We start from the raw sequence: 24,615 nt of genomic DNA, 5'->3' as shown, positions 1-24,615 counted from the left end.
ATGCCAAAGGGCGCAAACTTCGGATCATACAGGGAAATCAGGTGCCCAAAGGCGGTGCTCGGGCAGAGGCCGAGACCCGCGCCACATGTCTGAGCTGAATCGCACTCCAAAACCGGTCAAAATCCTGCCCGCCATAGGCAGCCAGTGCCAAATCATCTGGGATGGCGCCCGCATCTAGCAGATGCATGACACAGTCGGGACAGAAATGCGGCGGTTGGGTCGGCTGACCATCCGCATCCAGGTAGAGGGTGACAGGGCCAGTCCCGGAACAGATCACTATCTGTCCGGTGGCATCGCGCGCGCCCTGTGCACTGGCGGAAGCATGCCCCGTCAGGGTCACCACCAAGGCCAGCACTAAAGCCAGAGATATCCGCAGGAATCGCGCCATGGCATAGGATATGCCTCTGCGGCTACAGAGCTGCAAGCTGTAATTGCAATGAACCGGAATGGCAAAACGCCGCGCATCCCCAGGATACACGGCGTTCGGAATTCTCATGTGATCAAAGATCAGGCTGCGGCAGACTGAGCCTTAGCGATCTCTTTTTTCACTTTCAGTGCAGCTGTGGACAGCTCTTCATCCTTGGCTTTTGCCAAGAAGGCGTCCAGGCCACCACGGTGATCAACAGTGCGCAGAGCAGCAGCCGAAATCTTCAGCTTGATGCCGCGACCCAGAGTCTCGGACTGCAGGGTAACATCGTTCAGGTTTGGCAAAAACCGACGACGAGTTCTGTTTTTAGCATGGCTGACATTGTTGCCAGTCATCGGGCCTTTTCCGGTCAGTTCGCAACGGCGCGACATAGGTTTATCCTTCGTATCTGGGGCAGCACCCGAGGGTCCCCCCGAATCGTCTGCAAATCTCAAAGGGCGCGGCCAAGAGGCAACGCCCGAAAACTGGTTGGATGCGTTTAGGAGGAATCGCCCCAAGGGTCAAGCCAAATGCGGGGGTTTTATGGCAGCCCCCCAGGTAAATGGCTCAGGGAAATAGCTAAGACCCGCTCCAACCGGTCCTTTCAGCTGTTCTATAGGCCTTTGCGAGGTCCAAGGCCAGCGCTGAGACGATTATGACGGCGACTCAAATGCGTCCAAATGCACCAACGGGCTGCGGGCGCGCCCTACCCCGCCACGCCCAATCCTTTGAGTAACTCTTGCGCGGCAGCGGTTGGCGACACGGCGCCAGTGGCCACCTGATCCGACAGCGCCTCCATTCTGTCCTGCGCCCAGGGGGTCTTGAGCCGCGCCAGCAGGGCCTGGCGCACGTCCTCGCCAAACCAATAGCGGGCCTGCTCTGCGCGGGTGCCGCTCCAATGGCCCTTTTCCCGGCGCCACTCCACCAGGGTTTTCATATCTTCCCAGGCACTGTCCAATCCCGCCTCCTCCAGCGCCGAAACCGTCTGGGCCCTGGGATAGCCGGTCGGATCCTGTGGGCGTTTGCGCAGCAGTCGCAGCGCTCCGGAGTAATCGGCACAGGTCCGCATGGCAGCGGATTTCAAATCGCCATCGGCCTTGTTGACCAGAATGATATCCGCCATTTCCATGATACCACGTTTCACACCCTGCAGCTCATCGCCGCCCGCAGGCGCCAAGAGCAGCAGGAACAGATCGGACATCTGCGCCACCACGGTTTCAGACTGACCAACCCCTACGGTTTCAATCAGCACCACATCAAATCCGGCCGCCTCGCAAAGCGCCACCGCCTCGCGGGTCCGCCGGGCCACACCGCCCAGATTGGTCTGACTTGGGGAGGGGCGAATAAAGGCCCCCTTTTGGCGGCTCAGGTGCTCCATCCGGGTTTTGTCCCCCAGAATGGATCCCCCCGTGCGAGCTGAGCTCGGATCAACCGCAAGAACCGCAACCCGCAGCCCCTGTGCCACCAGCATCATCCCAAAGCTCTCGATAAAGGTTGATTTCCCCACCCCCGGCGTACCTGACAGGCCAATCCGCAGAGCCTGGCGCCCGGATTTAGCCAACAGTTCCAGCAGTTCAGTTGCTTGGGCGCGGTGATCTTCGCGGCCACTTTCGACCAGAGTGATAGCCCGCGCCAAAGCACGGCGATCCCCACTTAGGATTTTCTCACTCAGCTCGGCGGTCTTCATGCCCGGTCTCCAGTTCTGAACAGCTCGCAAAATTTCCGCCCTAATTGACGCAGCCCGCAACAGCTTGTCCAGTGCGAAGCTGCCGCAGGGCGCGTTAGTTCCTCTTGCAGGGCACGGCCTCATGCACGGCGGCACTCTCGCGAGGCCGCAGGGTACTGGACGCTGACCCGCGCTTTGGCGATAAGCAATCCATGACAAAATCCGCCATGCCACGCCTCCCGATTGATGACGCCCTACCGGAGCTGATTGCTGTCTTGCATGACAAAGGCCGCGCTGTTCTGCAGGCCCCTCCTGGTGCCGGCAAGACCACCAAAGTTCCGCTGGCCATGCTCACAGCCAGCTTGACCACCCAGCGCATCGTGATGTTGGAACCCCGCCGCCTGGCTGCGCGTGCTGCGGCGGAACGCATGGCGGAAACTCTGGGCGAACCGGTGGGCCAAACCGTGGGCTACCGCATTCGCGGCGAAGCAAAGACCAGCAAATCAACGCGAATCGAAGTGGTAACCGAGGGCATCCTCACCCGGATGCTGCAATCGGACCCGGATCTGCCCGGCGTCGGCGCCGTGATTTTTGACGAATTCCACGAACGCTCACTCAACGCAGATCTTGGCCTGGCGCTCTGCCTCGAAGTGGCCGAAGCTTTGCGCGACGACCTGATCCTTGTGGCCATGTCCGCCACGCTGGATGCGGCCCCTGTGGCCGCCCTGATGCAGGCGCCGCTTGTCACCTCCGAGGGGCGCAGCTTCCCGGTGGAAACCCAGTGGCTGGAACGCCCCCTGGGACCACAGGCCCGCCGATTGGATGCGCTTTGCGATCTTGTCGTGAGGGCAGAGAGGGACAGCCGAAACACGACGCAGGGCGCGCAGATGGGTGGCGGCATCTTGGTGTTTTTACCCGGTGAGGGCGAAATCCGCCGCGCCGCGCAAAACCTGGAAAAACGCCTGCCCGGGGACTGCCTGATTCAGCCGCTGTTTGGCGCCCTCCCCTTCAAAGACCAGCAGGCCGCCATCCGCCCAGCCTCGACGGGGCGCAAGATTGTACTGGCCACCTCGATTGCAGAAACCTCGCTCACCATTCAAGATATCCGCGTGGTGGTTGATATGGGACAGGCCCGACGCGCCCGATTTGATCCTGGATCTGGCATGTCACGGCTCGTCACCGAAAAAGTCACCCGCGCCGAGGCCATCCAGCGGCAGGGCCGCGCTGGACGTGTAGCGCCCGGCACTGCCTACCGCCTTTGGACCAAAGGCGAAGAAGGCGCGCTGGCAGCTTTCCCCCCGCCTGAGATCGCCTCCGCTGACCTCACCGGACTGGCACTGGAGCTGGCGCTCTGGGGAGGGGAGGCCAGGGATCTGGCCTTTCTCACCCCACCCCCCAGTGGCACCATGGCCGAGGCCGGCAAATTACTTCAGATGCTAGGAGCTCTGGATAAGCGCGATCAGATGACCAAACATGGCAAAGCGCTGGCCAAATTGCCCCTGCACCCGCGTCTTGGTCATATGCTTCTCTCGGCAGGACCCAAAGCCGCCGAGTTGGCAGCCCTCTTGGCAGAGCGCGATCCGCTGCGCGGTGCGCCGACAGATCTGACCCTGCGCCTGGAGGCCCTGAAAGACGCCAAAGGATTTCAGCGCAAGCGCCCCTATCAGCTTTCTTATCCTGTGTTGGATCGCATACGAAGTGAGACAAAACGATTGCGAAAACAAGGAGGCACCACACAGACGCCCTCCGCCCAGCTCTCCGCCGCCGGAATGGCGGCATTGGCCTACCCCGACCGTATCGGCCAACGCCGCAAGGAGGATCAGCCGCGCTATGTGCTCTCAGGGGGGAAAGGAGTACTGCTTGATGCAAGTGACCCGCTGGCCTCAGCCCCCTTCATTGTTGCGCTGGACACGGATGGAAACCCGCGGGAGGCCCGCATCCGCATGGCGACCCAGATCAGCCAGGGTGAAATACGCGATCTCTTTGCCAATCAAATCACCTGGCAGAACACATGCCATTGGTCCAAGCGCGAGCGCCGTGTGATCGCCCGTCAGCAAGAATGCCTGGGCGCCATTATCCTTGAGGACCGTATCTGGAAGGACGCGCCTGACGACCAGATCGCCGAGGCCATGCTCGACGGGGTGCGCGAACTCGGATTGCGTCTTGACGGGGCAGCGGCGCGGCTGGCGGCACGGGTAGAATTGCTGCGCGCAGATGGGTTTGACCTCCCCGATTTTTCAACTCAAGGCTTGCAGGAACGTTTAGAAGACTGGCTCTTGCCGATGCTTGGTGGAGTCAAATCGGCCTCTGGCTGGAAGCAGTTTGGCCTGTTGCCCGCCCTGCGCGGCGCGCTCAGTTGGGACCAAACCCAGCTGCTCGACCGGGAAGCACCAGGCAGTTTCACAACCCCGCTGGGACGCAAAATTCCAATCACTTATAGTCCAGAAGCCCCCGAAATTTCGGTCCGCCTGCAAGAGCTCTTTGGTGTCATTCGTCACCCGAGTGTTGGCGGCGTGCCCCTCAAGATTACCCTTTTGTCACCAGCACAGCGTCCCATCCAGATCACCCGCGATCTGCCAGGGTTCTGGTCGGGCTCCTACGCGGACGTGCGCAAAGATATGCGCGCACAGTATCCCCGGCATCCCTGGCCGGAGGATCCGACACAAGAAGACCCAACACTGCGGGCAAAAAAACGCCGCTAACACGCGCCCTGCTTTGGCACATGCATTGCCAGTTGAGGGGGCGTTGCCCCCTCGCGCCAAGAGGGCGCTCAGCCGTTACAAGGTGTATCGCCTCAGGATCGCAGAGCTGGAAGACCAATTCCCGTCGCCTCAAAGCCGCCGTCTGCTGCTAGGATCTGGCCAGTGATAAAGCTCGCCTTATCCGAGAGAAGGAAATTGATTGCTGCCGCAATTTCATCCTCTGTCCCATAACGGTTAAGTGGCAGCGCGTCGTGGTAGGCAGAGATGATTTCTGGACTATGGACCGCCATCGCCAATTTAGTCGCAACGGGTCCTGGTGCCACGCCGTTGACACGAATGCCCAACTCTCCCAGTTCAACCGCCTGCTGCAGGGTTAGATGCGCAAGAGCGGCCTTAGATGTTCCATAGGCCACCCGCAGGGTACTGGCGCGCAGGCCGGAAATTGAGGTGATATTCACCACCGCGCCGCCCCCTTGCGCCGCCAACAACTCGGTAAAGGCCTGGGTCATAAGAAAGGGGCCGTCCAAATTGGTCTCCATTACCCGACGCCAGCGATCAAATGTCGTTTCCCGGATCGGACCAAAATCCGCCACACCTGCATTGTTAACCAGACCGTCCAAGCGGCCAAATTGCTCCGTGACCTTCGCAACCGCAGCAGTCACATCCTGTGATTGCGAGACATCCCCCTCAATCACCAGAGAATCTGGTAACTGGCCTGCGGCCTTTTCCAGCTCGGCCCCGTCCCGGTCGATCAGCGCCACCTGCCAACCTGCCTCTTGCAGCCCTCGTGCTGTGGCCAGGCCAATTCCACGCGCTGCGCCTGTAATAAGTGCTGTTTTCATCTTTTGCCCATTCCATAATCAAGTTTAATCACTGAGCCCTCGCGCCCAGGCGGTGTCAACACAGTGCTTCAAAACCCCGTCTCAATCCCCTGATACCCCAGCAAAAAGCAATCAAATGCGTTCTACTTACAGCGCGACCGGGCCCCATAAGATGCAATTTGAGTGTACTTTTGACCAACAGAAGGCCCACAGAAGGGTTGTACTTTATCCACAAGCCCCTATTTTAAAGGCCAATAAGAAAAATGCAGCGACGGATTGCACAAGTTCTGATGTGTGGCTGCCAAAAAAATACAGTTAAGGCAGTTCGCAATGAGCAACATTATCGCCCAGGCTTGGGAAGAAATGATCAAGCCCATTCTGTTTCGCCCCAAACGCGTCCAGGTTGCAGCCCTGTGCCACCGAACCACCACCGGAAAAAAGGAAGTCCTGATGATTACCAGCCGCGGCACCGGCCGCTGGATCATTCCCAAGGGCTGGCCGATCAAGGGCAAGGATGGCGGTGAATCCGCTCTGCAGGAAGCCTGGGAAGAGGCCGGAGTGCAAAACGGCCGTGTGGAAGGCGATCCCATTGGCGCCTTCTGCTACGAAAAAGAGCTGAAAACTGGCCTGCCGGTCCCGGTTCAGACCTTCGTCTATACAATCGACAACATCGAACTGTCAGACAGCTACCCAGAGGCCCATCAGCGACAGCGAAAGTGGTTTCCAGCCCAAGAGGCGGCTAATATGGTGCGTGAACCTGAGTTGCAGGATCTGCTGCGTCAATTGTGACAATCACGTAACAGTTTTATGACAGCACGCTTGCCACATGAGGCGCGCTCACTTAGTGGCTGCTCAAACTGCCTGCCAAAGGGACGACCACCGTGAGCACCCCCCCAAACGACGCCAACCACCACGATACGCTTGATCGAGACCTGCATCGATTTTCGCACCTAGAAACCGCGACCCAATATGTTGCCCGCCCCATGATCGCGCCAGGCATCGCCCTGGTCTTCATGGTTCTGGCCGGCCTTGGGGCTGCGATGTTCTTTGGCGGCAGCCAAGCCAATCTTGTTGTGGTGGCGGCTGCGGTCTTTGGCGCCTACATGGCGATCAATATCGGCGCCAATGATGTAGCCAACAACATGGGCCCTTCGGTTGGGGCTAACGCGCTGACAATGGGCGGTGCCATCGTCATAGCAGCCGTTTTTGAAAGCGCAGGCGCGCTCTTGGCGGGCGGAGATGTGGTCTCGACCATTTCTAAGGGCATCATTGACCCAACTGTGGTTGCAACATCGGAAGTGTTTATCTGGGCCATGATGGCAGCGCTGATTTCCTCGGCGCTTTGGGTTAACCTGGCCACCTGGATTGGTGCACCGGTCTCGACCACCCACTCGGTGGTTGGCGGTGTCATGGGGGCGGGCATTGCCGCTGCCGGTTTTGCCGCCGTGAACTGGGCCACCATGAGCAAAATTGCTGCCAGCTGGGTGATCTCCCCTGTACTTGGCGGGGTGATCGCGGCCCTGTTCCTGGCGCTGATCAAAGCAAAGATCATCTACCAGGACGACAAAATTGCCGCCGCGCGGCGCTGGGTGCCGGTGCTGGTGGGCATTATGGCCGGTGCCTTTTCCGCCTATCTGGCGCTTAAAGGCCTCAAACGCATCATCAAGATCGACCTGCAAACCGCCCTTTTGATCGGGGCAATGATGGGTGCCCTCGCCTATGTGATTACTGCGCCGCTGATCAAGCGCCAGTCTGAGGGTATGGAAAACCGCAATAAATCACTGAAGGTTCTGTTCCGTATCCCCCTGGTGATTTCGGCCGCTTTGCTCTCCTTTGCCCATGGCGCCAATGATGTGGCAAATGCAGTTGGTCCGCTTGCCGCCATCGTGCATGCCAGTGAATTTGGCGATTTTGCCTCCAAGGTGGCCATCCCATCCTGGGTCATGGTGATTGGCGCCTTTGGGATTTCCTTTGGCCTCTTCCTCTTTGGTCCAAAACTGATCCGGATGGTGGGCAGCCAGATCACCAAACTGAACCCGATGCGGGCCTATTGCGTGTCACTCTCGGCTGCGATCACGGTGATTGTCGCAAGCTGGCTTGGCCTGCCTGTCTCCTCAACCCATATCGCGGTTGGTGCGGTCTTTGGGGTTGGATTCTTCCGCGAATGGCACCATGAGCGCCGCACCCGAAAGTTTGCGGTCGAGCGCCCCGAAGAAAAGCGCATCGCCCCAGAAGAGCGCCGCCGTCGCAAGCTGGTGCGGCGCAGCCACTTTATGACAATTGCAGCTGCCTGGGTCATCACAGTACCCGCTGCTGCCCTGCTATCTGGCGGCATCTATCTGCTACTGGCAAGCTTCACACATTGATCTACCGCTCACAAAAGACAGTAACTAGAATTGGCCGGGCTGCATTTTTGGCAGTCCGGCCTTTTTCATTTCTGCCTGCCGGATCAACTGTATAACCAAATCGCAGATCGGCGTTTGTACGCCATGCGCAAGGCCCAGTCGCTGGATCTCGCCCTGCAGGGCGTCCACTTCGGTAATCCGGCCCAGCATCAGGTCCTGCGCCATTGAACTGCGCGCAGTGGGGTCGATCGTCAGCATCTGTGCGGCGATCCGGGTAAAGGCCCAATCCGGCAGGCGCAGGATATGCGGCGTCATCCAGACAGGCAGCGGGGTTGTGGAGATAGGTTTCAAACCGGCAGCCTTCATCACCCTCAGGGCCTCGGCCATCTGATCAGCCATCAACCGTCGCCAGTGGCGGCTTTGCAACTGTGCCGTCAGGGGAATACCAGACAGAGCGTTCAGGGCATTGTTAAGATTGATCAGCAGCTTGCCCCATTGCACCCCCTCTATGTCTGGGGTTTCACCTATTGGAAGGCCAGCCACAGAAAGAAACCTGCCCCAATGCCCTCCCCCTTCGGCGATCAGGATCTTGCCGGAGGAGGCCCGATGATAGCCAGCCGACACGGGCCCCTTAGATTCTGGTGCTTCAATCGGCACCACGTTAAAGGGCACCATTGCAGCGCGCACATCCCGCCCTGGCAACATCTGAAGCAACAAAGCCGCATTGCTCATCGCATTTTGAAAACTGAGCACCGGCGCATCCGGGGGCGCAAATTGCGCGATCAAATGTCCCATCGCGGCGGTGCCGTTTGACTTGACCGCAACAACCACCAGATCTGCCTCGGCCAGAACCGCGGGGTCTTCGCTACATCGCAGCTGCCGCGCCTCAATTCGCTGATGCAGCCCGGCGTAATCCGTCAGCAGCAAACCACGTTGTGCGATTGGTGCCAGGACAGGCCCTCGCCCCAGCAGAATGACAGTATGTCCAGCGGCAGCCCAAAGCCCACCACAAAAACATCCAATAGAACCAGCACCGGCAATCACAATACGCAGTGATTTCCCGCCCTGTGCGCTCATGCTGCTACGGTGAGCCGCGCAAGAACCTCACGGGTTGGTAATACGGAGCCAAACCCTGCCTGCAAAGAGGAGAGGGTCACCTCCAGCACCACCTCTGCATCCAGATCACCGCCCTTGCGCGCAGGCATGGCAAAAGCGATGAGCGCATCTTCGACCACTTCGATCTCAAAGCCGAGATTGGCCGCAGAGCGCGCCGTTGAATTCACGCAAAAGGCCGCAACCCCACCAACAATCACCAGATTTGTTATACTGCGTGCGCGCAGCAGCTCCGCCAATCCGGTGTCAACAAAGCCAGAGGAGCCCGTTTTCCAGATCACTGTTTCTCCCGGAGCGGGCTTCGCGCAGGGCATCGGCTGGCCAGAGGGCAAATCGCGGCGAAACTTGCTCTCTGGGCGCGGATCATCATGCATCACGTGCAGAACCGGCAAACCAGCTCCGCGAAAGGCTGCTAGAAGTTGCGCCACATTGTCCTCGGCGTCCGGGTTCGCACGCGGCCGCCCAGCCACCGTGGCATTCGCCATCTCCATCTGCATATCTACAACCAGAAGTGCCCAGTGCTGATCCATTTGCTTTGGTCGATCCGCATTCACAAGAAAACCCTCGCGCTAAACTGATAGCGCGAGGGTTGCAGAAGTTTTTCAAAATGACCAGTCCCAAGGCAGACTATTGCGCGACCATTAGGGTTTGTTAGACACCCAGGCACCAGCGCATGATGGCTTTTTGAGCGTGCAAGCGGTTTTCGGCTTCATCAAAGATCACCGACTGCGGCCCATCCATCACTGCCGATGTCACCTCTTCTTCACGGTGAGCGGGCAGGCAATGCATGAACAGCGCGTCGGACTTGGCGTGGGACATCAGCTCATCATTGACCTGATAGGGGCGAAGCATGTTGTGGCGCCGCTCCTTGGAGGACTGGCTGTCATGCATGCTGACCCAGGTATCGGCAACCACCAGATCTGCGCCCTCCACCGCTTTGAAGGCGTCGCGCTCAATTACCACTTTGGAGCCAGCCTTGCGGGCAAGACCGACAAATTCTTCTTCCGGGTCAAGCTGCGCCGGCCCGGTAAAGGTGAGGTCAAAGCCAAACTTGGCCGCCGCGTGCAGAAAGGAGGCGCAAACATTGTTGCCGTCGCCAGCCCAGACCACCTTTTTGCCCTTAATCGAACCACGGTGCTCCTCATAGGTCTGGATATCGGCCATGATCTGGCAGGGGTGGGTGCGATCCGTCAGACCATTGATCACAGGCACATCGGCATATTCCGCCATTTCCTGCAGGACCGCCTCGTCAAAGGTACGGATCATGATCAGATCCACATAGCGCGACATTACCCGGGCGGTATCAGCGATTGTCTCGCCATGACCCAATTGCATATCTTTGCCCGATAAAACCATGCTCTGACCCCCCATCTGCCGCACCCCGACATCAAAGGAAATGCGGGTCCGGGTAGAGGGTTTTTCAAAAATCAGCGCCACCATCTGGCCTGCCAGGGGCTGCTCATCGTCTGGCATGCCCTTGGGGCGCCCCTGGCGGGCCTGTTTCATCAGTTTTGCCTGATCGATGATACCGTGCAGTGCAGTAGTGTCGGTTGTGTGGATGTCAAGAAAGTGGTTCATATCATGTCGCTTTTTGCATGTGCGAGGGCGGTCAACAGACGGGGACTGCCTGCCCCCGTACCCCCGGGAGTATATGGGGAAAGATGAATGTCAGCCCAACGTCTGCTCTATCTGGGTGGCCGCCTTGTCCAAGCGGGCAATGGCCTCCGCGATGTCCTCTTCACTGAGGGTCAAAGGCGGCAGAAGGCGGATCACATTATCGGCGGCAGGCACCGTTATGACCTCGTTGTCATAGCCTGACTGCACCACATCCATGTTCAAGGCCTTGCATTTCAGTCCCAGCATCAACCCGGAGCCGCGCAGCTCTTCGAACACATCTGGGTGTTGCGCCACCAGACCGTCCAGCCGCTGGCGCAGCAATCCTGCACGGCGGTTCACACCCGCCAGAAAGCCGGGGGCCATGACCTCCTCGATCACCGCGCAGCCGACTGCACAGCCCAAAGGATTGCCGCCATAGGTGGAGCCGTGGGTGCCTGCAGTCATGCCCGAGGCTGCCTCTTCCGTGGCCAAAACCGCGCCCAAGGGAAAGCCACCGCCGATGCCCTTGGCAACCATCATGATATCCGGAGTGATACCGGCCCATTCATGCGCAAAGAGCTTACCGGTCCTACCCACGCCACATTGCACCTCATCCAGGATCAACAGGATCCCGGCCTCATCACAGATCTGACGCAGCGCTTTGAGCTCAGCGTCAGGCACTGGGCGAATACCACCCTCACCCTGCACCGGTTCAATCAGCACTGCGGCTGTGTTTGCAGTAATCGCATTGGTTAGCCCGTCCATGTCACCAAAGGTGAGATGAACAAAGCCGGGCAACAGCGGGCCAAAGCCTTTGACCATCTTTTCAGTGCCTGCAGCCGCAATGCCTGCAGAAGAACGGCCATGAAAAGAGCCGTCAAAGGTGATGATCTCTACCCGCTCTGGCTGGTCTTTTTCATAGAAATACTTGCGTGCCATTTTGACCGCCAGTTCGCAGGCCTCCGTGCCGGAGTTGGTAAAGAAGACCGTATCTGCAAAGGTATGCTCCACCAAAAGATCCGCCAGTTTTTCCTGCTGCGGGATCTTGTATAGGTTAGAGACATGCCAGAGGTTCTGCGCCTGCGTTGACAGCACCTCAACCAATTTGGGGTGCGCATGGCCCAGGGCGTTGACGGCAATACCAGAACCGAGATCCAGAAATCGGCGTCCGTCCGCCTCGAACAGCCAGGAACCTTCGCCTTTTACGAACTCCAGCGGAGCACGATTATAGGTGGGCAGTACGGACGGGATCATTGGATCATCCTTTTCGAGAAGTTAAGGCCAAAGCAGTGCATGAGCCGGGCCTGAGGGTCAATAATGAGAGATGGGTTTTGTGCCATTCCGCAGCAAAACTGCGCAGGCCATAGATCAAACGGGCCGAGTTACGCCAGTCGGCGTCGGCGTCGCAGCAAAGGGATATGCGTATCTTTGATCATAGTCGGGGTCCATATCGGAGGATTTGGCAAAAAGAAACCCCTTTTGCCACCAAAGACCCACATTTTGTCTGCGGCTTCAAACGCCGCTATTGGGCCAGGAGGCCTACCTTCAAAGCGATAGGCCTTGCAAACGGGAGGCGATCGGCGCAGCAGTGCTGGCATGAGAATTTCGCCTCCACAGAACCCGCCGCTTGCCGCTGCCTTGATAACACTCGCCACGGTTTTTATTGCCGCGACCACACTCTTGGCAAAAGCGCTGGGAACCGAAGCCCTAGGCCCTGCGCTGCACCCATTGCAAATCAGTCATGGGCGATTTCTGTTCGCATTTGTTGCGATTTCCACGGCTGTGGCGATACTGCGGTTCAAATTGCAGCGACCAGAGTGGCGGCTGCATATCGGCCGCACCAGCTGTGGCTGGCTGGGCATCACTCTGATGTTTGCCTCGGTGGCCTATATCCCGCTTGCAGACGCCACAGCGATTGCGTTTTTGAACCCGGTTTTTGGCATGCTCTTGGCGATCCCTTTGCTGGGCGAACAGGTTGGCCGCTGGCGCTGGGGCGCCGCTGGCATTGCCCTAATCGGTGCCATGATCCTGTTGCGACCAACCCCTGATAGCTTTCAACCTGCCGCCCTCTTGGCATTGGCTGCGGCGGCGATCATGGGGCTGGAGCTCATCTTTATCAAAAAGCTTGCTGGGCGCGAACGCCCTTTACAGGTGTTATGGTTCAACAATGCGCTCGGAATGATGATTGCAACGGCGGCCGTCTCGCCAGTCTGGCACATGCCAACTGCACTGCAATGGGGCGCTTTGGCTGCCCTTGGTACCCTAATGGCCTGTGCGCAGGCCTGTTTTGTGAATGGTATGGCGCGGGCCGATGCCTCTTTCGTGGCGCCCTTCAGCTATGCGACGCTAATCTTCGCTACGCTTTATGATTTCTTTGGGTTTGGCGTGATCCCGGATTGGATCACCCTCTTAGGGGCTGCTGTTATTCTTTCGGGAGCTGCGATTCTAGCCTGGCGCGAGGGGCGGCAGCGCCCTAAGCAACAGGCCGCAATCAAGCCTTGAGGCGGTAGCCGCTGCGCAGCATGGCCCAGGCCAGAAGACAGATGGCCAGACTGGACCCTGCACAGATCGCCATACCCACGAAGGGATCGCCATCGGAGGTGCCGATCATGCCAAAGCGCAACCCATCAATCAGATAGAACACCGGATTCACCTGCGCCAAAGCGTGCAAAACAGGCGGCAGCGCGTTGATCGAATAAAAGGTGCCAGACAAAAACGCCAAGGGGGTGACGATAAAATTGGTGATCGCCGCCATCTGGTCAAACTTATTGGCAAAGATACCGGCGACGATACCGAGCCCCCCCAGAAAAACGGCTCCCAGAACAATGAAAACCAGGGAAACGAGCGGATGGGCTGGAACGATCTGCAACACCAGGCCCAGCCCAAGGGCAATACCACAGGCCACCAGTGTGCCCCGCACCACGGCTCCGGCAAGATAGCCCAGTAGGATTTCCACCCCAGACAGAGGCGGCATAAGCGTATCGACGATATTTCCCTGTACCTTTGAAATCACCAGCGACGATGACGTATTGGCAAAGGCATTCTGGATCACCGTCATCATCATGATGCCAGGGGCCAGGAAATGTAGGAAGGGCACGCCCATAACATCGCCCCGTTTAGGGCCGATGGCGAGGTTGAAGATCAGCAAAAATAGGCCGGCTGTCACCAGCGGCGCCATTAGTGTTTGCGTCCAGACCACCAGAAAACGGGTAATTTCTCTTTGAGCCAGGGTGTAAAGCCCCAGCCAGTTCACGCGGCCAAACCGGCGCTCACCAAGGGCAATCTGATAGCCCACCTGATCGTTTGACCGCTGCTCTGCCATGGTTTCCCCACATTTGTTGTGCTTTCACTGCATAGCGCTTGGGTTCTGAGGCGCAAGGTCTCTTGTAACTCTGTGCCCAGTGATTAAGATAGGGGACTGAATACGGAACTCGATGGCGGCCGCAGGATTCTGGGGCCGCTATTAGCTTGGAAAGGCAACAGATGTCCTGGACAGACGATCGCGTCGAATTGCTCAAGAAGATGTGGGGCGAAGGTCAGTCGGCCAGCCAGATCGCCAAAGAACTGGGTGGGGTGACCCGCAATGCTGTGATTGGCAAGGTGCATCGCCTCGGCCTGTCCAACCGCGCCACCACTGGCGCCAAGGCCGCAGCCGAGCCTAAAGAAAAGCCCGCAGCGGCCGCCAAACCGGCGCCAAAGCCAAAACCGCAGCCCAAGACAGAGCCTGCGCGTCCGGTAACCCCGCCGCCTGCAGCGGCACCGGCATCGGCGTCCCGCCCCCTGGTACCTGCCCGTAAGCAGATCATCCCCGCCGGCCAGCCGCTGCCACCGCAGCCTTCGGCAAATGAGATCAGCCCTGAGGCCTTGGCAAAAGTCAATGAGATCGAAAAGAAGGCTAAGAAACTGTCTTTGATGGAGCTGACCGAACGCACATGCAAATGGCCCGTCGGCGATCCCGCCACCGAGGACTTCTGGTTCTGCGGCCTGCCAGTGCAGCAGGGCAAACCCTATTGTGAGGCCCACGTGGGTGTAGCGTTCCAACCGATGAGCGCCCGCCGCGACCGCAAACGGTAATCTTGGAAGGTTCCGGCCCAACTGGCTAGGTTCAATTCTTACACAGACGCAAAAGCCCCGGCCAATTGGCACGGGGCTTTTCTGTTGTTTTGATTGGTTGCGATGCATCCAGTTTTTGAGTGTCGCTGCTGCGGAAGCTTACTTGCCGCTCAACTGGCGCAGGGCTCCTGACCAATCCTCGACATGGTAGGTCTGGGCAATCTTGCCATCTTCGATGGTATGAATGTCAATGCTCATAATCTCAAAGCTCTTGCCCGCGCCATCAACCCCAAAAAACGGCCCGTTTGGGGTGCCCGTGGCGCGCCCCCGCACAACCACTCGATTGCCTCCTTGGATCATCTCCTCGACCTCCCAGTTGAGATCTGGGATCAGCTTGGCAAAGCCTCCCATCTGGCCCATCAGCTGATCGCCGGATTTGGTCTTGCCGGAATAGTCGCCGATGCTCTGCCAGTTCTCGGCCAAAACCGCATCAAAGGCTTCGGCATGGGCCTGGGAGGCCGGGTTGCTCAGGAAGTCATAAAACACCTTCACCGTTGCCCTGTCATCAGCTGCAGCGGCCTGCGCCAGAGGCAAGCTCAGTAGCAGCGCTCCTGCGGCCAGTGCGTTGATCATTTTCATCTGTTGTCTCCATATCCTCAGGTTTCTTTGGAGGCGTGACTGAAATCAGCCCCTGAGAACAGGATGGACCTCAAGGCTTAAAAGCATAAGTTGGGATAAATAAAGTTCACTGTTCTGGATTCTTTAGTAATGCTAGACCACCTGCGCCAAGTCGCAATCTTTGCCAAAACCGTGGATCACGGCTCCTTTCGCGCCGCAGCCCAAGCTCTGCGCCTGTCTCCTTCCGTCGTCAGCCACCATATCACCCAGCTGGAACACCATCTGGGGGTGGCCCTGCTTTACCGTTCAACCCGCAGGCTGTCGCTGACCCGGGACGGAGAACGATTGATCGGATCCGCAAGGGCCATGTTGGAGGCGGCGGAAACAGGCCTTCAGGCAGTTTCGGATCAGGCAGCCCAGCCTTCGGGAGAGTTGCAGATCACCATCCCTGCCGCCCTGGCGCAGTCCCATGTAGTGGATCGGATTGCTCAATTCACCGCCACCTATCCAGCGGTGCGACTGACCCTGGATTTTTCCGATTTGCGGCGCGAGGTGATTGCCGACGGGATTGACGTGGCCCTGCGTATGGGCTGGCTCGAAGACAGTAGTCTGAAGGCGCGAAAACTGTTTGATGTTCAACGCTATCTCATTGCGGCGCAGTCTTATGTAGACCAACGGTCAAAGCCGGAGTCTCCAAATGATCTACAGGATTGGGATTGGCTTACACTGGCGCAGGTTGGGTTGACGACTGAATTCCGCACCGAGGGGAAGCATGTGATAACCCTGAAACCCAATCCACGTCTCAGCGTCAATGATGCGCACGCGCTGTATCATCTGGCGCGAAGCGGTGCCGGGCTGGCATTGGTCCCGGAATATCTCACCCACGAGGACATCGCTGCCGGTTTGGTCCGCCGGGTGCTGCCAGACTGGAACGTGGCCTCGGTTGGGGTCTATGCAGTTTGGCCCCCCAATGCGCCCAAAGAAGGCCTCTCCGCCCTGTTCATCAACTTCCTTGCCAAGAAATGAAAAACTCATGACACTCCTCCCCCCCCCCCCGAGCCCCTGTTGAGCACCCCAGAAAAGGAAAGCCCCGGCAAATGCCAGGGCCCAAACCAATGTTGAATACTCTGTCTTCAGCTCTCAGGAGCGCTGGAGCTAAAGTTGGGGATCTTTCGATTGGAAGCATCCCCTGCCTCAATGCCAGGCCAGTTGCCCTCGGCCAGATTGATGTTGCCAGGGATGTCTTCTTCCCAGAATCCCACCACATTTTTGGTTATGTTTAGATACAGCCGGTCATCAACGATACGCCAAAGGTTCGGGTTGCCGGGGACCTTACCGCCCTTGGAGACGCCATAGGCGCAATGACCATCATATTGCGGAGCGAAATAGGCAGGGTTCTCAAGAAACTTCGCCCGGTTCTCTTCGCTGGCAAAGGCAAATTGAACCCCGTTATATTCGGCGGTGATATCCGCACGTCCTGGCACGCCGGCGGGCTGTTGCTGCCCAACCGCGCTCTGTTCAAGGCTGCGATAGGCAACAACATCATAACCCGAAACCGCATAACCCGTCTGATCCACAAACTGTGGCCCCGCAAATGCTGGCAGACCAAAACTGATGGCCGCCAGTGCGGCAAATGCAAATCGCTTCATCTGTGTCATTCTCCTGAGTTAAATCAACGCCAAATGCGGCGTTTGAATCTGTGAGCTGCATCAGAACGACAGCCCCCGTTCCAAGGTAGGTTAGCCTGTTCACTTGAGCGGTGAAACGGGGCTCACGGGACTGTGTTTCACCTGGGAATTTTCGTGAACGCGCAAAAAGTTGATAGGATCAGACCTTCCAGTCATTGGAATTTTGAACAAAGCCCCTATTCTTTAACCATCGCGCGTTTTCGCAGCTTGGCGTCACGCAGCTATCATACCGCTAACAAAGACAGGGCTCCTTCAGATGAGTGATACAACCTACACCCCACCGCAGGTCTGGACATGGGAAAAGGACAACGGTGGGCGGTTTGCCTCGATCAACCGCCCGATCGCCGGGGCGACCCATGACAAAGAGCTGCCAGTGGGCAAGCATCCGTTCCAACTCTATTCTCTCGCCACGCCCAATGGGGTCAAGGTCACGGTGATGCTGGAAGAGCTCTTGGCGAAGGGTCACACGGGGGCAGAATACGATGCCTGGTTGATCAATATTGGCGAAGGCGATCAGTTTGGATCCGGCTTTGTAGCGGTCAACCCAAACTCAAAGATCCCCGCCCTGCATGACCGCAGTGGCGAGACACCGCTGCGCGTGTTTGAATCTGGGTCCATGCTGGTCCACCTGGCCGAAAAATTCGGCGAATTCCTTCCCACAGATGGCCCCGCGCGCACCGAAGTCATGAACTGGCTGTTCTGGCAAATGGGCAGCGCGCCCTACCTAGGCGGCGGCTTTGGCCATTTCTACGCCTATGCGCCAGAAAAATGGCAATATCCCATTGACCGCTTTACTATGGAGACGAAACGTCAATTGGATGTCTTGGACCGACAACTGGCCGAGAACAGGTTTATCGCTGGCGACAACTATAGCATCGCCGATATTGCGATCTGGCCCTGGTATGGTCAATTGGTGCTGGGGCGGCTCTATGAAGCGGCCGAGTTCCTGGATGTGGAAAGCTATACTCATGTGATGCGGTGGGCCAAAGAGATCGACGCCCGCCCTGCCGTTAGCCGTGGACGCATGGTGAACCGTGCCTTTGGCGCGCTGCATACGCAACTGCGTGAGCGCCACGATGCGGGCGATTTTGACACCAAAACCCAGGACAAGTTGGAGCCTACCGAAGGCGGCAGCTAAATCACCAAGGCATCGAGCCGACGCTGCCTGCGCTGGTTCGATGACCGCCTATGGGGGGGGCTCTGCCCCTGTCTCTGTTTTTCTCTACCTCAGGATCGGGGGCGCATCCGGATCACCGCCTGGTATTTTCGGCTGATAAAGCTTCGCCTCCTCTGGCTTTGGCAGATCAAAGCGCAAGCCGACCCGCGCCAGCCGCGCTGCCATCTGATCTGCAGCAGCGAAGAAGCCAACGTCCAAAGCCCCTGCCTCTATCCCGGAGAAGGTCAGGGCCTCGCTGACCGCCTGCGCCAAGGCCGGTTCGGCCTCTGGGTTTGCAGCTACAAAGCCCAACAGATGCCCCTGCCCTCCCCCCACGTAGCGCAGTGAGACCAGATAGGCAGAAGCTGCCAACCCTGCAGCTGTTGCAAGCTTGACATCCAGCGCCGTGAGCAGGATCTCCGGCAGCCCGCTGGGAGGCAAAAGCTCCTCGATCTCGGCCTCGACCTGATCCGGCGCATTTTGCAAGGTCTCATGGAGCCAACCAATGGCGTCAGCTGGCAGGAGCGTAGAAGACGGCGCCACCTCCAGGTTCACGCCGAGACCAATGCCCTGCCCTGCAAGCATCTCAACCACGCCACGCCCGGCCAGCCCGGCATAGGGCACCGCCGCTCCGGCGAATTGTGCAAGGCGTTCTTCGCGGTCGAACACCAGCACAAACCGACCCTCAGGCGTTTCAAACAGTTCTGGCGCGATATGCTCCCCTTCCGGCTCTTTGCTCAACATCATGAACAACTCGCTGTCTGCCAGACGTTCATAAAACCGTAGCCGCGCCACACCGTCCTCTGGAGCCTCCTGCATCGCCGCATGGGCCTGGTCCAGCGGCGTCACATCTTCTAGGGGTGTGTCACTCATGTCATCAACTCCTTAACCCGCCCGCGCAGCACCGGCAGCAACTCTGCCTCAAACCACGGGTTTCGTTTTAACCACCCGGTATTGCGCCAAGACGGATGTGGCAAGGGGAAGACGCGCGGCGCATGGTCCCGCCAGGCAGCGACGCGTTGGCCAACCGGAACCTTCCCTCCCAAATGAAAGGCCTGGGCTGGTGCGCCAATCGCCAAGGTAAGCGCAATATTGGGAAGGCTCTGCATCACCCGGTCGCGCCAGGTCTTGGCACAGATAGGTGGCGGGGGCAGATCAGAGTTTCGCGCGTTATAGCCAGGAAAGCAAAATCCCATCGGCACTATCGCTACCCGTTTTCGATCATAAAACGCCGTTTCATCCAGCCCCAACCAGTCCCTGAGACGGTCGCCCGATGGGTCGGTAAAAGGCTTGCCGCTCTCATGCACCCGCAGTCCAGGTGCCTGGCCAGCGATCAAGATCCGCGCTGAGGCGTCAAACCACGCAACAGGGCGTGGCTGATGGCCGGTATGGGTTGCAGCAAACCGGTCTGTGCAAATTCGGCACTGCGTTATCGCCTCACATAGCTGGGTGGTCTGCATTGCGCCCCTCTCCATTTTGCGCCTCTGTCGCGCGATGTCGCCCATAGCAAACCACCATTGCGATTGTTTCCAGCTTAAAAACAGTTAGAAAACAAGCAATGAGATCGTTTCCATGCTTGTCAGCCCTGGCAATGAGCAGAATGGTTAATCAATCCTTGAAGATTTATGACATAATTCGACATAATAAAGCCAAAATCGGAGCCCATACCCTTAACAATCTTACGATATTCCAGAAACGGGAAGGAAACCGCAGTCGCCTAGGCTGCTCGAAAACCCGCCGAACCTGACCCCTGGGGCCAACACCAACCGGAACAAGCGATGCTTGAGTTTGAAAATGTCAGCAAGTCCTTTTGGACAGGAAGCCAGCGCAAGGTCATTCTTGATCAGGTGTCCTTTCGGGTTGAGCTGGGCAAATCACTGGGCATTCTGGCGCCCAATGGCACCGGCAAGACAACGCTGATCAATATGATGGCAGGGCTGGAGAAACCTGACGAGGGTGAAATCCGCCGTGGATCCAAGATTTCTTTTCCGCTGGGGTTTATGGGCGGGGTGGTCAGTCGCCTCTCGGCGCTGGCAAATGCCCGCTATATCGCCAACCTCTACGGCTTGGACCCTGACTACGTCGAGGCCTATTGCCGCTGGCTTTGCGGCCTGGGAGAGTACTTTGACCAACCCATAGGCACCTATTCGTCGGGGATGCGCGCCCGGTTCAGCTTTTCGCTGATGCTGGCGTTGGATTTTGATATCTACCTGATTGATGAAGGCATGCCGAGCACCACGGATGTGGAGTTCAACAAAAAGGCCGGGGCAATCCTTCAGGAACGCCTGCAAACCACCACCATCATCATCGTCTCGCACCAGGCCAAAACCCTGGAAAAATTTGCCCGTTCCGCCGCAGTTTTGTTGAATGGGCAGCTCAATATGTTTGAAACCTTGGAAGAAGCGAAACAGCTCTATGACTATCAAACCCAAGGCTAAGAAGTTCAGAATACGCCGCAACCCAGCCTCTCCGGATGCCTCACCCTCGGATGGGGCAGCAGCAGCACGCCCTGTGCCCGCGCCCGACGCCAATAGCAGCGCCGGCGTCGCCAGCGCCTCAGCCCGTCAACAGCCGCAGTCTGACCCTGGCGCATCTCAGCCAGCGCCGGGGGCAAAGCCGCTTTCAGGAGAAGTGAGTTCGGCCCGAGAGACCAATCTTGAGACCGATATGGATGCCATTCGGCAAGAAGGGCTCACCGGGCGCCAGCTGCGCATGGCCCGGCGGGTGGCGCAAAAACACAACCTGCCAGCCACCTCAGATTTTGACGCGGTCCGACTGCTGCGAGAAAAAGGCATTGACCCCTTCAAACGGGCAAACATGCTGGAATTGGTGGTGCCTCAGAACAAGGCCCAGCCGGACAACACGCCAGCCGCGGGCCAGAATGTACAGCTGCCCCAGACCATCCCTGCAGCGAAAACCAATCTACCATCGACCGACCTGAGCCCGGCAGAGCGGCGCCAGCGCGAAATCTCCGAAATTCAGCGTGACATCGCCGCACGTCGCCGCCGCAAACTCGCGTTGCTGATGGGGCGGCTTGCCTTTTTCGTCATGCTTCCGACCCTCATCACCGGCTATTTCTTTTATGTCGTGGCAACCCCGATGTACGCGACCAAATCCGAATTCCTGGTGCTCAAAGCCGATGGCGCCGGCGCTGTCAGCGGCTTGCTGAGCGGCACCCAATTTGCCACCAGCCAGGATTCCATCGCGGTGCAAGGCTATTTGCAGTCCAAGGGGGCGATGCTGCGGCTGGACGAAGAGATGGGGTTCAAATCTCACTTCACCCAGGACTGGATCGATCCTATTCAGCGGCTGGATCCCAACCCAACCAATGAACAAGCCTACAAGGTCTATAAGCGAAACGTCAAAATCGGCTATGACCCTACCGAAGGCGTAGTGCGTATGGAAGTCTCTGCCGCAGATCCTGAGGTTTCGGCCGAGTTTTCTCGCCGCCTCATCAGCTACGCCCAGGATGAGGTAAATCACCTCTCCGAGCAAAAACGTTCTGATCAGGTCAGCGAATCCGAGGCGGCGCTGGAACTCGCCGAAAGCAAACGCCGAGAGGCTCAGCGTCACCTGGTGGAGCTGCAACAGGACGGGATGGTACTCGACCCAGAGGGGGTCATTCTGTCTTTGCGCTCGCAGATCAATACCTTTGAGGTACAGCTGCAACAGAAAGAGTTGGAACAGGCGGCCTTGCTGGACAATACCCGCCCCAACCGCGCCAAAGTCGCCGGGGTTGAGGCCGACATAAGCCGCCTGAAAGAGGTAATTGCACGGCTGAATGACCGGATGACAGATGCCTCGGAAGGCGAAAACTCGCTTGCCAATCACCGGGTACAAATCCAGATGGCGCAGGCAGATCTCGCCACCCGTGATTTGATGCTGCAATCGGCCTTGCAGCAAGTGGAATCCACCCGCATGGAGGCCAATCGGCAGGTCCGCTATCTGACCACTGCGGTTGCCCCCGTCGCCAGCGAAGAGCCCAGTTATCCGCGCAAGTTCGAAAATACGATTTTGGCATTCCTGATCTTTTCCGGTATCTATCTGTTGTGTTCACTCACAGCATCCATTCTCCGGGAACAGGTTTCATCGTAAGTCATGAAAAACATCCAAGTCGCCAATCTCACCATTGGCAATGATCGCCCCCTGACCATTCTTGCTGGCCCCTGCCAGCTGGAGAGCGCAGATCACGCCCAGATGATTGCCGGCACCCTGAAGGAGGCCTGTGACAAGGCTGGGGCGCAATTTGTCTTCAAGGGCTCCTACGACAAGGCCAACCGCACATCGATCAACGCCAAACCTGCCCTGGGTCTGGAAAAGGGCCTGGAGGTTTTACAATCGGTCAAGGACAGTATCGGCGTACCGGTTCTGACCGATATCCATGAGGCGGAGCACTGTGCCCCTGTGGCCGAGGTGGTTGATATCCTGCAGATACCGGCCTTTTTGTGCCGCCAAACCGCGCTTTTGCTTGCTGCTGGGCGCACCGGCGCGGTGATCAACGTCAAAAAGGGCCAGTTCCTGGCCCCCTGGGACATGCCCAATGTAGCGGCCAAGATCGCCAGCACCGGCAATGAACGTATCATGCTCACGGAAAGAGGCGTCTCCTTTGGCTACAACCGACTGGTGGTCGATATGCAAAGCCTGCCAGAGATGGCCCGCACCGGCTATCCGGTGGTAATGGATGCGACCCATGCTGTGGCGCAACCCGGGGGTCTTGGTGGCGCGTCGGGCGGGCAGCGCGAATTTGCCCCGGTTCTGGCCCGCGCGGCTGTCGCGACCGGAATTGCCTCGGTCTTTATGGAAACGCATCATGACCCAGACAATGCGCCCTGTGATGGCCCCAATATGATCTACCTAGACCAGATGCCACAACTGATTGAAACTCTGATGGCGTTTGACGCCCTCGCCAAAGCCAACCCAATTTCTGTTTGACCCCAAAAGGGATTTTTTAAAGATGACAAAGCCGAGCTCCCCGGTGCAGCCAAACACCTGGAATTTTCTACGCGATCCAATGATTACACCCACGGGCTTTCGCGAATATGACGCCCGCTGGAAATACCCAGAAGAAATAAACCTGCCCGGCATGACCGCCTTGGGTCTTGGGCTCGGTACTCAAATGCACCGCCGAGGCATCGAACCGGTGATTGCGGTGGCCAATGACTATCGTGACTATTCCCTGGCGATCAAACAGGCAGTGATCCTCGGCCTGATGCAGGCCGGAATTCAGGTCAAGGATATCGGCCCCGCCGTGTCGCCGATGGCCTATTTTGCCCAGTTTCATCTGGATGTGCCTGCGGTTGCCATGATCACCGCCAGCCACAATCCAAATGGCTGGACCGGCGTCAAAATGGGCTTTGAGCGCCCTCTGACACACGGTCCTGACGAGATGTCAGAGCTGCGCGATATCGTGCTAAACGGCGAAGGCATTGCCCGCCCTGGCGGCTCTTATGAGTTTGTCGACGGCGTCAAAGAAGCCTATCTCGATGATCTGGTGGGTGACTTCAAGATGACCCGCAAGCTCAAAGTCGTCTGCGCCACCGGCAATGGCACCGCCTCGGCCTTTGGCCCGGAGCTGTTTGAACGTATCGGTGTCGAGGTGGTGCCCAGCCACAATGAGCTCGACTACACCTTCCCCAACTACAACCCCAATCCTGAAGCCATGGAAATGCTGCACGACATGGCCGATAGCGTCAAAGCATCCGGCGCCGATATGGCGCTTGGGTTTGATGGCGATGGCGACCGCTGTGGCGTGGTGGATGATGAGGGCGAAGAGATCTTTGCCGATAAGGTCGGCGTTATCATGGCGCGTGATCTCAGCAAGATCTACCCGAATGCGACCTTTGTGGCAGACGTAAAATCCACCGGGCTGTTTGCCTCGGATCCTGAGCTGCAGAAAAACGGTGTCAAAGCCGATTATTGGAAAACCGGCCACAGCCATATGAAACGCCGGGTCAAAGAAATCGGCGCTCTGGCGGGCTTTGAAAAATCCGGTCACTACTTTTTGGCCGAACCCGTCGGGCGCGGCTACGACTGCGGCATGCGCGTAGCCGTTGAGATCTGCAAACTGATGGAGCGCAATCCCGAAATGTCGATGTCAGACCTGCGTAAGGCCCTGCCAAAGACCTGGTCGACTCCCACCATGTCACCCTATTGTGCCGACACCGAAAAATACACTGTGTTGGAGCGTTTGGTGGAAAAACTGGTCGCCAAACATGAGGCCGGAGAGATGCTTGCAGGGCGTGCCATCAAAGAGGTTGTGACCGTGAATGGTGCCCGTGTCATTCTGGACAATGGCTCTTGGGGCCTGGTGCGCGCCTCTTCCAATACCCCCAATCTTGTGGTGGTCTGCGAAAGCTCCGACAGCGAAGAAGAAATGCGCGCCATCTTTGCCGATATAGACGCCGTGATCCGGACTGAGCCGCAGGTTGGCGACTACGATCAAACAATCTGA

At 58.1% G+C, this 24,615-nt stretch carries 24 protein-coding genes; 11 read left to right on the top strand and 13 right to left on the bottom strand.

Going from position 1 to position 24,615, the window contains the following annotated elements:
- Positions 1 to 37 precede the first annotated feature (37 nt).
- From MED193_RS20020 to meaB, 3 genes are all read right to left on the bottom strand, one after another.
- Positions 38 to 388, bottom strand: a complete 351-nt coding sequence (locus tag MED193_RS20020) for a hypothetical protein (RefSeq protein WP_009811604.1) — start codon at positions 386 to 388, stop codon at positions 38 to 40.
- 119 nt (positions 389 to 507) lie between these two features.
- Positions 508 to 798, bottom strand: a complete 291-nt coding sequence (rpmB, locus tag MED193_RS20015; protein WP_009811603.1) for a 50S ribosomal protein L28 — start codon at positions 796 to 798, stop codon at positions 508 to 510.
- A gap of 314 nt (positions 799 to 1,112) precedes the next feature.
- Positions 1,113 to 2,093, bottom strand: coding sequence for a methylmalonyl Co-A mutase-associated GTPase MeaB (gene meaB / locus MED193_RS20010; RefSeq protein ID WP_009811602.1), 981 nt, complete (start codon positions 2,091 to 2,093; stop codon positions 1,113 to 1,115).
- Between the two features lie 206 nt (positions 2,094 to 2,299).
- On the opposite strand from meaB, the gene hrpB reads away from it, so the two are divergent.
- Positions 2,300 to 4,774: an ATP-dependent helicase HrpB gene (gene hrpB, locus MED193_RS20005; protein ID WP_009811601.1), complete on the top strand. Its 2,475-nt coding sequence runs from the start codon at positions 2,300 to 2,302 to the stop codon at positions 4,772 to 4,774.
- A gap of 92 nt (positions 4,775 to 4,866) precedes the next feature.
- On the opposite strand, the gene MED193_RS20000 is transcribed toward hrpB, so the two are convergent.
- Positions 4,867 to 5,616 (bottom strand): SDR family NAD(P)-dependent oxidoreductase, encoded by a 750-nt coding sequence (locus MED193_RS20000; RefSeq protein ID WP_009811600.1) that lies wholly within the window; start codon positions 5,614 to 5,616, stop codon positions 4,867 to 4,869.
- Positions 5,617 to 5,925: 309 nt separating this feature from the next.
- Between MED193_RS20000 and MED193_RS19995 the strand changes: the two genes are divergently transcribed.
- Positions 5,926 to 6,384: an NUDIX hydrolase gene (locus MED193_RS19995; protein ID WP_009811599.1), complete on the top strand. Its 459-nt coding sequence runs from the start codon at positions 5,926 to 5,928 to the stop codon at positions 6,382 to 6,384.
- 92 nt (positions 6,385 to 6,476) lie between these two features.
- The gene (locus MED193_RS19990) at positions 6,477 to 7,961 is read left to right on the top strand and encodes an inorganic phosphate transporter (protein ID WP_009811598.1); all 1,485 of its coding nucleotides are present in this window, start codon (positions 6,477 to 6,479) and stop codon (positions 7,959 to 7,961) included.
- A gap of 24 nt (positions 7,962 to 7,985) precedes the next feature.
- Here the strand turns inward: MED193_RS19990 and MED193_RS19985 are convergent, their stop codons facing one another.
- From MED193_RS19985 to MED193_RS19970, 4 genes are all read right to left on the bottom strand, one after another.
- Positions 7,986 to 9,017 carry a 2-dehydropantoate 2-reductase gene (locus MED193_RS19985; protein ID WP_009811597.1) on the bottom strand — a complete coding sequence of 344 codons (1,032 nt, stop codon included), beginning with the start codon at positions 9,015 to 9,017 and terminating at the stop codon, positions 7,986 to 7,988.
- Entirely contained in the window at positions 9,014 to 9,583 is a 570-nt protein-coding gene (locus MED193_RS19980) for a cysteine hydrolase family protein (RefSeq protein WP_009811596.1), read from the bottom strand. Before MED193_RS19980 ends, MED193_RS19985 begins: the two co-directional genes overlap by 4 nt.
- A gap of 121 nt (positions 9,584 to 9,704) precedes the next feature.
- Positions 9,705 to 10,631: an ornithine carbamoyltransferase gene (gene argF / locus MED193_RS19975; protein WP_009811595.1), complete on the bottom strand. Its 927-nt coding sequence runs from the start codon at positions 10,629 to 10,631 to the stop codon at positions 9,705 to 9,707.
- A 90-nt stretch (positions 10,632 to 10,721) separates the two neighbouring features.
- Positions 10,722 to 11,903, bottom strand: coding sequence for an aspartate aminotransferase family protein (locus MED193_RS19970; RefSeq protein ID WP_009811594.1), 1,182 nt, complete (start codon positions 11,901 to 11,903; stop codon positions 10,722 to 10,724).
- A gap of 342 nt (positions 11,904 to 12,245) precedes the next feature.
- Here MED193_RS19970 and MED193_RS19960 point away from each other — a divergent pair, with 342 nt between their 5' ends.
- The gene (locus MED193_RS19960) at positions 12,246 to 13,151 is read left to right on the top strand and encodes a DMT family transporter (protein WP_009811593.1); all 906 of its coding nucleotides are present in this window, start codon (positions 12,246 to 12,248) and stop codon (positions 13,149 to 13,151) included.
- Here the strand turns inward: MED193_RS19960 and MED193_RS19955 are convergent.
- Positions 13,141 to 13,971: an ABC transporter permease gene (locus tag MED193_RS19955; protein WP_009811592.1), complete on the bottom strand. Its 831-nt coding sequence runs from the start codon at positions 13,969 to 13,971 to the stop codon at positions 13,141 to 13,143. The genes MED193_RS19960 and MED193_RS19955 overlap by 11 nt on opposite strands.
- A 161-nt stretch (positions 13,972 to 14,132) precedes the next feature.
- Between MED193_RS19955 and MED193_RS19950 the strand changes: the two genes are divergently transcribed.
- Entirely contained in the window at positions 14,133 to 14,723 is a 591-nt protein-coding gene (locus MED193_RS19950; protein WP_009811591.1) for a GcrA family cell cycle regulator, read from the top strand.
- Between the two features lie 138 nt (positions 14,724 to 14,861).
- Here MED193_RS19950 and MED193_RS19945 read toward each other — a convergent pair whose 3' ends face one another.
- Positions 14,862 to 15,341 carry an ester cyclase gene (locus MED193_RS19945; protein ID WP_009811590.1) on the bottom strand — a complete coding sequence of 160 codons (480 nt, stop codon included), beginning with the start codon at positions 15,339 to 15,341 and terminating at the stop codon, positions 14,862 to 14,864.
- A 129-nt stretch (positions 15,342 to 15,470) separates the two neighbouring features.
- On the opposite strand from MED193_RS19945, the gene MED193_RS19940 reads away from it, so the two are divergent.
- Positions 15,471 to 16,346 carry a LysR family transcriptional regulator gene (locus MED193_RS19940; protein WP_009811589.1) on the top strand — a complete coding sequence of 292 codons (876 nt, stop codon included), beginning with the start codon at positions 15,471 to 15,473 and terminating at the stop codon, positions 16,344 to 16,346.
- A gap of 107 nt (positions 16,347 to 16,453) precedes the next feature.
- On the opposite strand, the gene MED193_RS19935 is transcribed toward MED193_RS19940, so the two are convergent.
- Positions 16,454 to 16,969 (bottom strand): YHS domain-containing (seleno)protein, encoded by a 516-nt coding sequence (locus MED193_RS19935; RefSeq protein WP_009811588.1) that lies wholly within the window; start codon positions 16,967 to 16,969, stop codon positions 16,454 to 16,456.
- Positions 16,970 to 17,264: 295 nt separating this feature from the next.
- Between MED193_RS19935 and yghU the strand changes: the two genes are divergently transcribed.
- A complete protein-coding gene (gene yghU / locus MED193_RS19930; RefSeq protein ID WP_009811587.1) occupies positions 17,265 to 18,146 on the top strand; it encodes a glutathione-dependent disulfide-bond oxidoreductase in 882 nt (293 codons plus the stop codon).
- An 84-nt stretch (positions 18,147 to 18,230) separates the two neighbouring features.
- Here yghU and MED193_RS19925 read toward each other — a convergent pair whose 3' ends face one another.
- Positions 18,231 to 19,037 carry an SseB family protein gene (locus tag MED193_RS19925; RefSeq protein WP_009811586.1) on the bottom strand — a complete coding sequence of 269 codons (807 nt, stop codon included), beginning with the start codon at positions 19,035 to 19,037 and terminating at the stop codon, positions 18,231 to 18,233.
- Positions 19,034 to 19,624, bottom strand: coding sequence for a uracil-DNA glycosylase family protein (locus MED193_RS19920; protein WP_009811585.1), 591 nt, complete (start codon positions 19,622 to 19,624; stop codon positions 19,034 to 19,036). The genes MED193_RS19925 and MED193_RS19920 overlap by 4 nt, the downstream gene beginning before the upstream one ends.
- A 318-nt stretch (positions 19,625 to 19,942) precedes the next feature.
- On the opposite strand from MED193_RS19920, the gene MED193_RS19915 reads away from it, so the two are divergent.
- The 4 genes from MED193_RS19915 to MED193_RS19900 are packed head-to-tail and all read left to right on the top strand — an operon-like array spanning position 19,943 to position 24,615.
- The gene (locus MED193_RS19915) at positions 19,943 to 20,602 is read left to right on the top strand and encodes an ABC transporter ATP-binding protein (protein WP_009811584.1); all 660 of its coding nucleotides are present in this window, start codon (positions 19,943 to 19,945) and stop codon (positions 20,600 to 20,602) included.
- Positions 20,580 to 22,259: a capsule polysaccharide transporter gene (locus tag MED193_RS19910; RefSeq protein ID WP_009811583.1), complete on the top strand. Its 1,680-nt coding sequence runs from the start codon at positions 20,580 to 20,582 to the stop codon at positions 22,257 to 22,259. Before MED193_RS19915 ends, MED193_RS19910 begins: the two co-directional genes overlap by 23 nt.
- Positions 22,260 to 22,262: 3 nt before the next feature.
- Positions 22,263 to 23,096 carry a 3-deoxy-8-phosphooctulonate synthase gene (gene kdsA / locus MED193_RS19905; RefSeq protein WP_009811582.1) on the top strand — a complete coding sequence of 278 codons (834 nt, stop codon included), beginning with the start codon at positions 22,263 to 22,265 and terminating at the stop codon, positions 23,094 to 23,096.
- A gap of 22 nt (positions 23,097 to 23,118) precedes the next feature.
- A complete protein-coding gene (locus MED193_RS19900) occupies positions 23,119 to 24,615 on the top strand; it encodes a phosphomannomutase/phosphoglucomutase (RefSeq protein WP_009811581.1) in 1,497 nt (498 codons plus the stop codon).

The organism is Roseobacter sp. MED193 (assembly GCF_000152965.1).
GTDB lineage: Bacteria > Pseudomonadota > Alphaproteobacteria > Rhodobacterales > Rhodobacteraceae > Pseudophaeobacter.
This window is presented reverse-complemented; position numbering and strand designations above follow the sequence as displayed.